Genomic DNA, 12,373 nt, shown 5'->3' on the forward strand with positions numbered 1-12,373 from the left:
GCCGTGAGGCGCTAGGCGCTGCTATGCACGACCCTCGGTGAGCGATGGCACTTTCACGGCGTGATCCGCCGCGACGGGCCTGGCCTTGGCTTCCGTCGAACTGCTCGCCGACGCCATCGGAGGCGTCGCTGCCAGTGTCCGCGTCGACGACCCGGTCATCGACGGCCGCGCCCAACTCCTGACGACCTGGTGGAGATGTTCGAGCTGCCCAGTGTCGAGACGGTCTATCAATGGCGCCATAAGCGCACCGGTCCTTGGGGCTTCCGGGTCGGCCGGCACCTGCGGTTCAATCCGGACGACGTACGCGCCTGGGTGGAGTCCCAGATCAAGGGGGCCGCTGCCTGATGGCCGGACACATCCAGGACCGCTGGTACAAGGAAGAGAAGGGGCCGGACGGCAGGACTCGCAAGGTCAAGACTGAGCGCTACGGCACGGGCATGCGCTACCGCGCCCGCTACGTGGGCCCAGACGGCACCGAGAAGTCCAAGAGCTTCCCCGACCGTCAGAAGCGGCTTGCCGAACAGTGGCTCTCGCAGACCGAGGCGGAGATGGCACGGGGGTAGTACATCGACCCCCGCGCGGCCCGGATCACCTTCCAGCAGTACGCCGAGAAGTGGGTGACCCACGCTCCGGACCCGAACACGCAGGCTTCGATGGAATCGCAGCTCCGGTTACACGCCTACCCCTACCTGGGATCGCGTCCGCTCGGCTCCTTCCAGCCCGCCCACATCCGCGACTGGGTGCGGCAGCTCCAGGAGAACGGTGTCCGTGGCTCGTATGCCCGGACGATCTACTCCAACGTGCGTGCCGCCCTGAGCGCGGCCGTGGACGACGGGCACCTTCCCCGGAATCCGTGCGCCCCTCGCTCGGTCCGTCCACCGGCTGTGGACAACAAGCGCGTCGTGCCCTGGACGCCGGAACGGGACTTCGCCGTCCGGGCCGGCATGCCCGAGCGCTACCAAGCCATGGTTGACCTGGGCGACGGCTGCGGACTTCGACAGGGCGAGATCCTGGGCGTGGCCGTCGACGCGATCGACTTCGAGTCGGACACCCTCCACGTGGTCCAGCAGCTCAAGCTGAGCCGCAGCAAGCCAGTCTTTGCCCCGCCGAAGGGGGGCAGGCTCCGGGACGTACCGCTCTTCGGTCCAGTCGCTGACGCCCTCTGCGCCCACATGAAGCGGTTCCCGCCGGTCGACATCAACTTGCCGTGGAAGGTGGCGGGCGGGCCTCCGGTGACCAAGCGGCTGATCTTCACCGGGCCGCGCGGTGGTCACGTCTGGCGGACATCGCTCAACGAGGAGGCGTGGAAGCGGGCGCTTGCCTCGGCCGGGGTGATCCCTGAGCGGGAGCCTGGCGAGCCGTACGCCGAGTCCCGCGAGAACGGCATGCACGCACTCCGTCACTTCTACGCCTCGGTGCTCCTGGACGCTGGAGAGAACATCAAGGCCCTCGCCGAGTACCTCGGCCACTCGGACCCGGGTCTGACGCTGCGCGTGTACGCGCATCTGATGCCTTCCAGCCAGGAGCGCACACGCAAGGCGGTCGCTGCCGTCTTCGGTGCTTCGTAGGCGCAAACTTTCCGCTTGCTTCGCCCGCAGATTGTTGCAGCAGATTCGTTCACCGAAGATGGACGCTATGCGATTCACATTACGCGATTCCAAATCATGCATCGTGATTACGCCCTCAAATCACGCCTTCCAAATCCGCTTCAATTCACGTTTGACAATCCCAAATGCTCTCCGCGCGAATCATGAAGCAATGTTTGAGGCCGCATCGCCTCTCAATCGATCTGACCTCTCGGGCAGTCTCAGCAGGACATCAAGGGGTGACACTTCCCTGACGGGCCATCCGAGAGACGCGCTGGCGAGCAGTCGCCTGCATTAGAGCCCTGGGGGTACCCGATAGGCCTCGGCGGCTAATAGGGTAGATATAGCACCTGAGCTTGGCTTTTGGAATTACCTGGGAAGCGGAGTAGGGTCCTGACTGTCCCGAATAACGGAAAGGCCGCCCGGGCATGGGCGGCCTCTCCTCTCCATGGGCACATTCGACACCCCTACCAACGGAGAAACTATGAACCGCGTGGAGAAGTCCATCGTGCCACGAAGCAGCCTGCGCATCGAGCTCACCCCACGGCCACTGCCGTTCGGGCTGATCGGCGGGAGCGAGGCCGCACTCGGTCTGTGGTCTGGGGTTCACCCTGCCCTCGTGCTGACGATGGCCTTCATCGTGTCCGTCCGTATGACCGTCCGCCTCGTTTAGCTTCGACGGCCCAGCGGCGGCCCAGGCCCATCAAGAAGCCCCCTACTGGCGGAAAACCCGCAGGTAGGGGGCCTGTTCGTAGGCGCTTACTTCTTCTTCCCCTGGTTCTTGACCGCCTCGATCGCCGCCGCGGCCGCGGCCGGGTCGAGGTACTTGCCGCCCGGGGTGAGGGGCTTGAAGTCGGAGTCGAGGTCGTAGGCGAGGGGGATGCCCGTGGGGATGTTCAGGCCCGCGATGTCGGCGTCGGAGATGCCGTCCAGGTGCTTGACCAGGGCGCGCAGGGAGTTGCCGTGGGCGGCGACGAGGACCGTGCGGCCGGTCAGGAGGTCCGGGACGATCGCGTCGTACCAGTAGGGGAGCATCCGGACGACGACGTCCTTCAGGCACTCGGTCCGGGGGCGCAGCTCCGGCGGGAGGGTCGCGTAGCGCGCGTCGTCGAACTGGGAGAACTCCGAGTCGTCCGGCAGCGGCGGCGGCGGGGTGTCGTACGAGCGGCGCCAGAGCATGAACTGCTCCTCGCCGAACTCGGCCAGCGTGGCGGCCTTGTCCTTGCCCTGGAGGGCGCCGTAGTGGCGCTCGTTCAGGCGCCAGCTGCGGTGGACCGGGACCCAGTGGCGGTCCGCGGCCTCGAGGGCCAGCTGGGCGGTGCGGATCGCGCGCTTCTGGAGGGACGTGTGGACCACGTCGGGCAGCAGGTCGGCGTCCTTCAGGAGCTCGCCACCGCGGACTGCCTCCTTCTCGCCCTTCTCGTTCAGGTTGACGTCCACCCAGCCGGTGAACAGGTTCTTCGCGTTCCACTCGCTCTCGCCGTGGCGGAGGAGGATCAGCTTGTACGGTGCGTCGGCCATGCCTCAGAGCGTAATCCACGGCCCCCGGGCGCCGACGCGGGCGACCGGTGGGCGGGATGGGGAGCGGGACCGGGAGGGGGCGGGGAGGGGGCGCGCTCGCTCGGCCGCCGGTAAATCCGTTGGGCGATGTCAGACCCCGTTAGTAAGTTGTGCGAGCGCCATCAGCCACTTACCGGCCTCACCGGCCTTGGTATCAGCCACTTACCGCTCCAGGGGGTCCCCTCATGCCCGCCGCCCGTCTCGGCCGCGCCGCCCGGGAAGCCGTGTCCGGGCTCCCCCGTGAGTTCTGGTGGCTGTGGACCAGCACCCTCGTCAACCGGCTCGGCGCCTTCGTGGCCACCTTCCTGGCCCTCTACCTCACCCTCGACCGCGGCTACTCCGCCTCGTACGCCGGGCTCGTCGCCGCCCTGCTCGGGCTGGGCGGGGTCGTCTCCGCCCTGGTGGGCGGGGTGATGGCCGACCGCATCGGGCGGCGGCCCACGCTGCTCGTCGCCCAGTCCGGCACCGCCGTCTTCGTCGCGCTGCTCGGGTTCATGACCGACCCGGTCGCCATCGCCGGTGTCGCCTTCCTCGTCGGCATGGCGTCCAACGCCTCACGCCCGGCCGTGCAGGCGATGATGGCCGACATCGTGCGGCCCGAGGACCGGGTGCGGGCCTTCTCGCTCAACTACTGGGCCATCAACCTCGGGTTCGCCGTCTCCGCCGCGGCCGCCGGGTTCATCGCCGAGTTCAGCTATCTCGCCGGGTTCCTGATCGAGGCCGGTATGACGGCCGTCTGCGCGCTCGTCGTCTTCCTGAAGGTGCCCGAGTCGCGGCCCGCCGCCCCGGTCCACAAGGACGAGCCCCAGATCGGCCTCGACACCGTACTGCGCGACGGGCGCTACATGGCCGTCGTCGGCCTGTCCTTCCTCGTCGCCCTGATCTTCCAGCAGGGCTCGGTCGCGCTGCCGGTCGCCATGGGCCGCGCCGGGTTCACGCCCGCCGACTACGGCCTCGCCATCGCCGTCAACGGCGTCCTGATCGTGGCCCTCCAGATTCCCGTCACCCGGTTCATCGAGCACCGCGACCCGCGCACCCTGCTCGTCGTCTCCTCGGTCCTCGCCGGGTACGGCTTCGGGCTCACCGCGTTCGCCGGGTCCGTCGGCGTCTTCATGGCCACCGTCTGCGTGTGGACCCTCGCCGAGATCGTCAACGCGCCGACCCAGACCGGTCTCGTCGTCCGCCTCTCCCCCGTCCACGGCCGCGGCCGCTACCAGGGCATGTACACCCTGTCCTGGTCCGTCGCCGCCCTGGTCGCGCCGCTGATGTCGGGGCAGGTCATCGACCGGTTCGGGGCGAAGTGGCTGTGGGGCGGCTGCGCCGTCCTGGGGATGGTCGCGGGGCTCGGATACGCGCTGCTGATGCGCGGACCGGAGGTCGGCAAGGGCGCGGACAGCCCCGTGGCCGCCGCCGGTGACACCGCTCCGGAGCCCGCTCCGGTTGTGTGACCGGGGTCACACTCAACCCTGTCACATTGCCCGCGTCCGCTCCGTCCATGAGGTGTAGCCAGCGGTACGACCCACACAGGAGCGCATCACCATGGACGCCCGTCTGAACCTGATGACCAACCCTGTCGCCGGCAGGTTCCTCAAGTACGTCAACTCGGCGGGGAAGGCCCTGTCGGACTCCACCCTCCCGGCCGCGACGCAGGAGCTGGTGAAGCTCCGGGCCAGCCAGATCAACGGCTGCGGGTTCTGCACCGACATGCACAGCAAGGACGCCGAGGCCGCCGGGGAGAGCACACAGCGGCTGCACCTGGTCGCCGCCTGGCGCGAGGCCACGGTGTTCACGGAGGCCGAGCGCGCCGCGCTGGAGCTCACCGAGCAGGGCACCCGGATCGCGGACGCGGCCGGCGGGGTCACCGACGAGGCCTGGGCGGAGGCCGCCCGGCACTACGACGAGGAGCAGCTCACCGCCCTCGTGGGCCTGATCGCGGTCATCAACCTGTACAACCGTGTGAACGTCATCGTCCGGCAGCCCGCGGGCGACTACCAGCCCGGCATGTTCGACTGACCGCGGCGGACCATGGCGGACAGGAGGCGGCCGGTACGGGGGTCCGGCCGCACCCGCTGAGGGGGGGCGCGCGTCAGGGATGCATGCGCGCCCCCTTCAGCACCTTGTCCACCCCGCCCCGCGGCCCGTACACCGCGAGCCCGACCAGATCCAGATCGGCCGTCGGTACGGCGCGCACCGCCGCGCGGTTGTCGCGGTCGTTGCCGGTGGCGAACAGGTCCGCGGTGAACACCGCGCAGGGCAGGGCCCGGCCGAGCGCCCGCCCGTGGGCCGCGCGCAGGGTCTCCTTCTCGCCCTCGAAGACCAGCACCGGCTGCCGGAACATGGGCAGGTACCGGGTGCCGTCCGCGTCCTCGTAGGGCTCCCCGATCACCTCGGGCAGCGTCGCGCCGAGGCCGCTGACCAGGAACGCGGTGACGTTCAGCCGCTGCCAGGGGGCCAGATCCGCGCGCAGCAGCACGGCGATCCTGGTGTCGAAGCGAATGGGTTCGGCGGGCTCGAAGGGGGCCGGGGCGGAGGTCGAGGTGTTCATGGGGCGAGACTGCCGATCCCGGCCCGGCGGCGTCTTGTACGTTGTTTGCATGGCCGTGAGCAGGGCGGCGAACGGGTCCGCGCGCGGAGCCCCGGGCGAGGAAGTGAGCGCGTGGCGACCCCGGGTGCCGGGCGTCACCGAGGTCTTCCACGCCCATTTCACCGAGTACGCCTACCCGATGCATGTCCATGACGCCTGGACGCTGCTCATCGTGGACGACGGCGCGGTCCGCTACGACCTCGGCCGGCACGCGCACGGCACCCCGCTCGACACGGTCAGCCTGCTGCCCCCGCATGTGCCGCACAACGGCTCTCCCGCGACCCCCGGCGGCTTCCGCAAGCGGGTCGTCTACCTCGACAGCAGCCGGCTCGGCGAGGAGCTGATCGGGGCGGCCGTCGACGGGCCCGATCTGCGCGACCCCGTGCTGCGGCTGCGGGTCGGACAGCTGCACGCGGCCCTCGCCCGGCGCGGCGACGAACTGGAGGCGGAGAGCAGGCTGACCCTCGTCGGGGAGCGGCTGCGGGAGCATCTGCGACGGCGCGGCGAGCCGCCGAGTCCGCGCCGGGATCATCCGCAACTCGCCCGGCAGTTGAGGGAGTTGCTGGACTCCCGGCTCACCGACGGTGTCTCGCTCGCGGAGGCGGCCGGGCTGCTGGGCGCCCATCCCGCCCATCTCGTACGGGCGTTCAGCGGTGCGTACGGCATCGCCCCGCACCAGTATGTGATGTCACGCCGGGTCGGGCGGGCCCGTGGGCTGCTGCTGGACGGGCTGCCGCCGGGCGAGGTGGCGGTCCTGACCGGGTTCTACGACCAGGCCCATCTCACCCGCCACTTCCGGAAGTTGGTCGGGGTGCCGCCCGGCCGCTATCGGAGCGGGGCGCGCCGGGCGCCGTAGCCCGCACGGCTCACTCGGCCGGGCGCTCGATCAGATGCTGGAAGGCGTCCAGGTTGCGGGTGGACTCGCCGCGGGAGACGCGCCAGGCGTACTCCTTGCGGATGGAGGTCGCGAAGCCCAGCTCCAGCAGGGAGTTGAAGGCGCCGTCGGCCGCCTCCAGGACCTGGCCGAGGAGGCGGTCGATCTCGTCGGGGGTGACGGAGGCGAGCGGGAGGCGCGCGGTGACGTAGACGTCGCCGAGGCGGTCGATGGCGTAACTCACGCCGTACAGCTTGAGGTTGCGCTCCAGGAGCCAGCGGTGGACGCCCGCCTCGTTCTCGTCGGGGTGGCGCACGACGAAGGCGTTGAGGGAGAGGGAGTGCCGGCCGACGAGGAAGGAGACGGTCGTGGACAGCTTGTGGGTGCCGGGCAGCTTGACCACGTAGGTCCCCCGCTCGGGGTTCTCCCACTCCAGTTCGGCGTCCTGGAGGGCAGCCGCCAGGACCTGTCCCGCCTTCTCGACATCACCCATGGTGGGAGCGTACGCGACGGCGGTACGACTGGGTCGCGGCCGTGTAGACGTCCGCGGTCGCCGCGGCCGCCGCGTCCCAGCCGAAGGACCGGGCGTGCCGGGCGGCGGCGTCGCCCATGCGTGAGGTGAGGGCCTGCTCGTCGGCGAACCGGGCGAGGACGCGCGCGTAGTCGGCCGGTTCATGGCCCTCGACCAGGAAGCCGGTCTCGCCGTCGCGCACCGCCACCGGCAGTCCGCCGACCGAGGCGGCGAGCACCGGGGTGCCGGCCGCCTGCGCCTCGATGGCGACCAGCCCGAAGGACTCGCTGTAGGACGGCATGACCAGCACGGACGCGGCCCGGAACCAGTCCGCGAGCTGCTCCTGGCCGACCGGCGGGCGGAACCGTACGACATCCGCGATGCCGAGCCGGGCGGCCAGCTTCTGGAGGCCCTCGGGCTTGGCGAGGCCGCTGCCGCTGGGGCCGCCGACGACGGGCACCAGGATCCTGGAGCGCAGCTCGGGGCGTTCGTCGAGGAGGACGGCGACCGCGCGCAGCAGCACGTCCGGGGCCTTCAGGGGCTGTATGCGGCCCGCGAAGAGGGGGATCAGGGCGTCCTTCGGCAGGCCGAGGCGGGCGCGGGCGGCGGCCCGGCCGTCGGCGGGGCGGAAGCGCTCCAGGTTGACGCCGGGGTGGACGACGGCGACCGCGCCGGGGTCGGCGTCGTAGTGCCGGACCAGTTCGCCGGCCTCGTCGTCGGTGTTGGCGATCAGCCGGTCGGCGGCGGCGACGATCTGGGTCTCGCCGATGACCCGGGCGGCGGGCTCGGGGCGGTCACCGGCGGCCAGGTTGGCGTTCTTGACCTTGGCCATGGTGTGCATGGCGTGCACCAGGGGGACGCCCCAGCGCTGGGCGGCGAGCCAGCCGACATGGCCGGAGAGCCAGTAGTGGGAGTGGACCAGGTCGTAGTAGCCGGGGCGGTGCCCGGCCCACGCCTGCATCACGCCGTGCGTGAAGGCGCACAGCTGGGCGGGCAGCTCCTCCTTGGCGAGGCCCTCGTAGGGGCCCGCGTCGACGTGCCGGACCAGGACTCCGGGGGCGAGCTGGACGGTGGGCGGCAGATCGCCCGCGGTGGCCCGGGTGAAGACCTCCACCTCGATGCCGAGCGCGGCGAGCCGCTGGGCCAGCTCCACGATGTAGACGTTCATGCCGCCCGCGTCGCCGGTGCCGGGCTGGTGCAGGGGTGAGGTGTGCACGGAGAGCATCGCGACCCTGCGGGGCCTGCGGAGCAGCCGTAGCCGGGGCGCGGCGGACGGGGAGCGGCGCCCGAGCCTGCTGGCGTACTGGCTCACGTGGCGGTCCTCCTTGCTGCGGGCATGCCGGACGGGAGGGCTCGCCTGCGCCCTCCAAGGGGGTGCAACAGCGGGCGGGGGGCCGGCCATTTCCGGAACAAGCCGCTTTGCCGAATCATTACCCTTCTTGGCTCAACCTGGTCCCCGACCTGTCCCGCCCCCGTCCCCCTTTACCCTCGTACTCATGGCAGCCCGCGCATCCACCCTCCGCCCCGTGGGGACCGTGACGCGCGGCACCACCAACCCCAACCGGCTGCGCCGCATGGACCGCTGGATCGCGGCCGTGCACGGCGCCGAGCTGCGCCGCGCGGCCGAGCCGATCGCCGTCGACCTCGGGTACGGCGCCGCCCCCTGGACCGCCGTGGAACTGCTCGGCAGGCTGCGCACCGCCGCCCCCCGCACCCGTGTCGTCGGCATCGAGATCGAGCCGGCGCGGGTCGCGGCGGCGCGGCCGTACGAGCGCGAGGGGCTGGTCTTCCGGCACGGCGGCTTCGAGGTCCCGGTGCCCGGCCGGCCGCTGCTGATCCGCGCGGCGAATGTGCTGCGCCAGTACGACGAGGACCAGGTCGCCGCCGTCTGGGAGCGGCTGTGCGCGCGACTGGCCCCGGCGGGCGGCGGCTCGCGCGGGGGGCTGCTGGTCGAGGGGACGTGCGACGAGATCGGGCGGCGGCACGTCTGGGTGGCGCTCGGGCCCGAGGGGCCGCGGACCGTCACCTTCGCCACCCGGCTCGGCTCCCTGGACCGCCCCTCCGACCTCGCCGAACGGCTGCCGAAGGCGCTGATCCACCGCAATGTCCCGGGCGAGCCGGTGCACGCCTTCCTGCGCGACTTCGACCGCGCCTGGGCGGCGGCCGCGCCGTACGCCGCGTACGGCGCCCGGCAGCGCTGGCTGCACACGGTGCGCGACCTCACCGCGGACTGGCCGGTGACGGACGCGCCGGTCCGCTGGCGGCAGGGTGAAGTGACCGTGGCGTGGGGGGCGTTGACTCCGCAAGGCCGCTGATTCCGGGCCGGAACCGCTGAAACCACCCCTTCGGGTGGCGGGCGACGGAACGATCTCCGCGCGCCGTTCGTCAGACGGGCGAGGTGATCGTCGTCTTGGCCGGACACGGGGGGAATCCGACTTTCCTCATGACCTCTGTCGCTTTGCGCGCGGTCGTGGCACGATCCCTCAGGCGTCATTAAGTTACTGACGGTAAATCAGCTGGGGGGTAGGTATGGGTACGGGCAAGCGCGGTCTGATCGCGGCCGCCCTGACCGTGGTCTGCGCGGTGGCCGTGCTCGCGGCGCCCGGGACGGCGCTCGCCGCGCCGGCACCCCCGCAGGACACCGGACCGGCGGCAGGCACGAGCCCGAAACCCGTGCCGGACAAGGACCTTGAGCAGGTCCGCGAGAAGCTGGACAAGCTCTACCACGACGCGGCCGTGGCCACCGACGCGTACAACGCGGCGGAGGAGAAGACGAAGAAGCAGTCCGCCGAGATCGTCTCGCTGGCCAAGAAGATCGTGGCCGGGCAGCAGAAGCTCGCGCAGCTCAAGGACCAGGCGGGCGCGGCGGCCCGGGAGCAGTACCGCACCGGAGGGGTGCCGCCCACCGCCCAGTTCCTGCTCAGCGACGACCCGGACCAGTTCCTGGACGGCGCCGGTCTGGTCCTGCAGAGCCAGCAGGCGGCCAACCACCTCATCGGCGAACGGACCGACACCCAGCAGCAGTTGCAGGACTACGCCTCCGACGCGGCCGCCCAGTGGAAGAAGCTGGACATCGACCGCAAGGCCAAGGCGAGCGCCAAGAAGAAGATCCAGCAGCAGATCGACGCCGCGAAGAAGCTGGAGTCGTCGCTGGAGGAGAAGCAGCGGGAGCGGCTCGCGCAGCTGGAGCAGAAGGCCGCGCTGAAGGCGCAGACCGCCTGGCTGGACACCGGCATCCTCGACCGGATCCACGGCAAGGCGTCCGCGGCGGGCGAGAAGGCCGTGGCGTTCGCCACCGCCCAGCTCGGCAAGCCGTATGTATGGGGCGCGGCGGGCCCGGACTCCTTCGACTGCTCGGGGCTGACCTCCCAGGCGTGGGCCGCGGCCGGCCGGCCCATCCCGCGCACCTCCCAGGAGCAGTGGAAGCAGCTCAAGCACATCGACGTCAAGGACATGCGGCCCGGCGACCTCGTCATCTACTTCGACGACGCCAGCCATGTCGCCCTGTACATAGGGGACGGCGCGATCATCCAGGCGCCGCGTCCGGGGCGCTCGGTGACGGTCGCGGGCGCGGGTTCGATGCCGATCCTGGGGGTCGTACGACCCGACGCGTGACCCTGCCGGGCCGCTCGGAGCGGGACCCCGCCCGGGGATGTGAGGCGCGTCGCGTGAGCCGCGTTATACGGCTTTTGCCCCGGTGACGCGGGTCATGTGACCCACTCCACCGCCAACCCCCGTGCAAACCGGGGCAGGACGTGAGCTTCGTCATCCCCCGGGGCCCGGCGCGCTGTCCAACTGCGGTACGGAAAGCGGCATATGACAGTGGCCTGCGCCAGAGCGACGCGGCTCACACCATTCCATCGGGGTGGCCCCACCCGCTAGGGTCACCCGTCGGTGGGTCGAGACCCTCGACACCGCCGTGCCCTCGGGGGGAGGGAAGGAACCCAGACGATGCCCGTACCCGTACCGCGGCAGAGAGCGATCCCGGCCGTGGAGAGTGGTCAGGCGCAGGCCGCCGGCGCCGTCGGCGGCCCCCTCAAGGAAGAGGCCCACCGCGACGCCGCGCCCATGAGCGGCGCCACTCTCACCCTGCTGCTGATCGAGGACGACCCGGTCGGCTCGCCGATCGTGCCCGAACTGCTGGACTCGGCCGGCAAGCCGGTCCGGGTGCGCACCGCCCGCAACCTCACCGAGGCCGAGCGGCTGCTCACCGACGACGTCCACTGCATCCTGCTGGACCTGGCGCTGCCCGCGCCGGGCGGCAGCGACACCGACGACGAGCTGGCCGTGCTGCACCACGTCCTCCAGCTCGCGCCCCGGCACGCCGTGCTGGCCCTGACCGGCTCCGGCGACGCCGAGCGCGGCGCGGAGGCGGTGCGCGTCGGCGCGCAGGACTACCTCGTCCGGGACGAGCTGGACAGCCGACTGCTCAGCCGCGCCGTCCGGTACGCGGTGGAGCGGAAGCGATCCGACACCGCGGAGCGCCGGCTCACCGAGAGCCGGCTGCGGGCGCAGGAGAACCGGCGCCTGGAGCGGGGGCTGCTGCCCACGCCGCTGCTCGACGGCTCCTCGCTGCGGTTCGCGGCCCGGTACCGTCCGGGCCGCTCGCGCGCGCTGCTCGGCGGCGACTTCTACGACGCCGTGCGCACTCCCGACGGCACCGTGCACGCCATGATCGGCGATGTCTGCGGGCACGGCCCGGACGAGGCGGCGCTCGGCGTGGAGCTGCGGATCGCCTGGCGGGCGCTCACCCTCGCGGGGCTGTGCGGCGACGAGCTGCTGGGCACCCTCCAGGAGGTGCTGGAGCACGAGCGCCCGGACGAGGAGATCTTCGCGACGCTGTGCACGGTGGACATCGCGCCCGACGGCCGCCACGCGGGCCTGTGCCTGGCCGGTCATCCGGCCCCGCTGCTGGTGCGCCCCGGCGTACCGGCGCGGCTGCTGCCGTACGACAACAACGGTCCCGCCCTCGGGATGCTGCCCGGGGCGCGCTGGTCGCGGATGCAGGTGGAGCTGGGCGCCGAGTGGAGCCTGATGCTCTACACCGACGGGCTGATCGAGGGGCGCGTCGGGGCCGGTGGGGAGCGGCTCGGTCAGGACGGCATGGTGGAGATGATCCGCCGCCAGCTCGCCGAGGGTCTGCGGGGCGAGGAGCTGCTGCGGGCCGCGGTGCAGGAGGTGCGCCGGCTCAACGAGGGCGAGCTGGCGGACGACGTGGCGGTCGTACTGCTGGACCGGACGGCGTAGGCCGGTACCGG

General features: G+C 71.5%; 12 protein-coding genes and 1 pseudogene. 9 read left to right on the forward strand and 4 right to left on the reverse strand.

Annotated features, from left to right (window positions below; genetic code table 11):
- Positions 1–63: 63 nt before the first annotated feature.
- From ACLF5H_RS12295 to ACLF5H_RS12305, 3 genes and pseudogenes are all read left to right on the forward strand, one after another.
- Entirely contained in the window at positions 64–345 is a 282-nt protein-coding gene (locus ACLF5H_RS12295; RefSeq protein WP_421676182.1) for a helix-turn-helix domain-containing protein, read from the forward strand.
- A pseudogene (locus ACLF5H_RS12300) lies at positions 345–1,568 on the forward strand (tyrosine-type recombinase/integrase). Before ACLF5H_RS12295 ends, ACLF5H_RS12300 begins: the two are co-directional and overlap by 1 nt.
- 511 nt (positions 1,569–2,079) lie before the next feature.
- Positions 2,080–2,259 carry a hypothetical protein gene (locus ACLF5H_RS12305; RefSeq protein ID WP_421676090.1) on the forward strand — a complete coding sequence of 60 codons (180 nt, stop codon included), beginning with the start codon at positions 2,080–2,082 and terminating at the stop codon, positions 2,257–2,259.
- Positions 2,260–2,345: 86 nt separating this feature from the next.
- Here the strand turns inward: ACLF5H_RS12305 and ACLF5H_RS12310 are convergent, their stop codons facing one another.
- Positions 2,346–3,107 (reverse strand): phosphoglyceromutase, encoded by a 762-nt coding sequence (locus ACLF5H_RS12310; RefSeq protein ID WP_346078239.1) that lies wholly within the window; start codon positions 3,105–3,107, stop codon positions 2,346–2,348.
- A 224-nt stretch (positions 3,108–3,331) separates the two neighbouring features.
- Here ACLF5H_RS12310 and ACLF5H_RS12315 point away from each other — a divergent pair, with 224 nt between their 5' ends.
- Positions 3,332–4,594: an MDR family MFS transporter gene (locus tag ACLF5H_RS12315; RefSeq protein ID WP_421676091.1), complete on the forward strand. Its 1,263-nt coding sequence runs from the start codon at positions 3,332–3,334 to the stop codon at positions 4,592–4,594.
- A 91-nt stretch (positions 4,595–4,685) separates the two neighbouring features.
- The gene (locus ACLF5H_RS12320; protein WP_421676092.1) at positions 4,686–5,159 is read left to right on the forward strand and encodes a carboxymuconolactone decarboxylase family protein; all 474 of its coding nucleotides are present in this window, start codon (positions 4,686–4,688) and stop codon (positions 5,157–5,159) included.
- A 73-nt stretch (positions 5,160–5,232) separates the two neighbouring features.
- On the opposite strand, the gene ACLF5H_RS12325 is transcribed toward ACLF5H_RS12320, so the two are convergent.
- Entirely contained in the window at positions 5,233–5,691 is a 459-nt protein-coding gene (locus tag ACLF5H_RS12325; protein WP_421676093.1) for a DUF2000 family protein, read from the reverse strand.
- 49 nt (positions 5,692–5,740) lie between these two features.
- Here ACLF5H_RS12325 and ACLF5H_RS12330 point away from each other — a divergent pair, with 49 nt between their 5' ends.
- Positions 5,741–6,586 (forward strand): AraC family transcriptional regulator, encoded by an 846-nt coding sequence (locus ACLF5H_RS12330; RefSeq protein ID WP_421676094.1) that lies wholly within the window; start codon positions 5,741–5,743, stop codon positions 6,584–6,586.
- A 10-nt stretch (positions 6,587–6,596) separates the two neighbouring features.
- Here the strand turns inward: ACLF5H_RS12330 and ACLF5H_RS12335 are convergent, their stop codons facing one another.
- Positions 6,597–7,097, reverse strand: coding sequence for a YbjN domain-containing protein (locus ACLF5H_RS12335; RefSeq protein WP_421676095.1), 501 nt, complete (start codon positions 7,095–7,097; stop codon positions 6,597–6,599).
- A complete protein-coding gene (gene mshA / locus ACLF5H_RS12340; protein WP_421676096.1) occupies positions 7,090–8,427 on the reverse strand; it encodes a D-inositol-3-phosphate glycosyltransferase in 1,338 nt (445 codons plus the stop codon). The genes ACLF5H_RS12335 and mshA overlap by 8 nt, the downstream gene beginning before the upstream one ends.
- A gap of 184 nt (positions 8,428–8,611) precedes the next feature.
- Here mshA and ACLF5H_RS12345 point away from each other — a divergent pair, with 184 nt between their 5' ends.
- The 3 genes from ACLF5H_RS12345 to ACLF5H_RS12355 all read left to right on the forward strand — a co-directional run bounded on the left by ACLF5H_RS12345 (position 8,612) and on the right by ACLF5H_RS12355 (position 12,362).
- The gene (locus ACLF5H_RS12345) at positions 8,612–9,430 is read left to right on the forward strand and encodes a class I SAM-dependent methyltransferase (protein WP_421676097.1); all 819 of its coding nucleotides are present in this window, start codon (positions 8,612–8,614) and stop codon (positions 9,428–9,430) included.
- 214 nt (positions 9,431–9,644) lie between these two features.
- Complete coding sequence (locus ACLF5H_RS12350) at positions 9,645–10,730, forward strand: NlpC/P60 family protein (RefSeq protein WP_421676098.1); 1,086 nt, start codon at positions 9,645–9,647, stop codon at positions 10,728–10,730.
- Between the two features lie 336 nt (positions 10,731–11,066).
- The gene (locus ACLF5H_RS12355; RefSeq protein ID WP_421676099.1) at positions 11,067–12,362 is read left to right on the forward strand and encodes a PP2C family protein-serine/threonine phosphatase; all 1,296 of its coding nucleotides are present in this window, start codon (positions 11,067–11,069) and stop codon (positions 12,360–12,362) included.
- Positions 12,363–12,373 lie beyond the last annotated feature (11 nt).

It is taken from the genome of Streptomyces sp. LaBMicrA B280 (assembly GCF_049222185.1).
Classification (GTDB): Bacteria; Actinomycetota; Actinomycetes; order Streptomycetales; family Streptomycetaceae; genus Streptomyces; species Streptomyces murinus.

Coding starts and splice junctions, on each gene's coding strand:
- ACLF5H_RS12325 (WP_421676093.1), bottom strand. CDS start 5,691: ATGAACACCTCGACCTCCGCCCCGGCCCCCTTCGAGCCCGCCGAACCC.
- ACLF5H_RS12320 (WP_421676092.1), top strand. CDS start 4,686: ATGGACGCCCGTCTGAACCTGATGACCAACCCTGTCGCCGGCAGGTTC.
- ACLF5H_RS12355 (WP_421676099.1), top strand. CDS start 11,067: ATGCCCGTACCCGTACCGCGGCAGAGAGCGATCCCGGCCGTGGAGAGT.
- ACLF5H_RS12315 (WP_421676091.1), top strand. CDS start 3,332: ATGCCCGCCGCCCGTCTCGGCCGCGCCGCCCGGGAAGCCGTGTCCGGG.
- ACLF5H_RS12350 (WP_421676098.1), top strand. CDS start 9,645: ATGGGTACGGGCAAGCGCGGTCTGATCGCGGCCGCCCTGACCGTGGTC.
- ACLF5H_RS12335 (WP_421676095.1), bottom strand. CDS start 7,097: ATGGGTGATGTCGAGAAGGCGGGACAGGTCCTGGCGGCTGCCCTCCAG.
- ACLF5H_RS12345 (WP_421676097.1), top strand. CDS start 8,612: ATGGCAGCCCGCGCATCCACCCTCCGCCCCGTGGGGACCGTGACGCGC.
- ACLF5H_RS12310 (WP_346078239.1), bottom strand. CDS start 3,107: ATGGCCGACGCACCGTACAAGCTGATCCTCCTCCGCCACGGCGAGAGC.
- ACLF5H_RS12330 (WP_421676094.1), top strand. CDS start 5,741: ATGGCCGTGAGCAGGGCGGCGAACGGGTCCGCGCGCGGAGCCCCGGGC.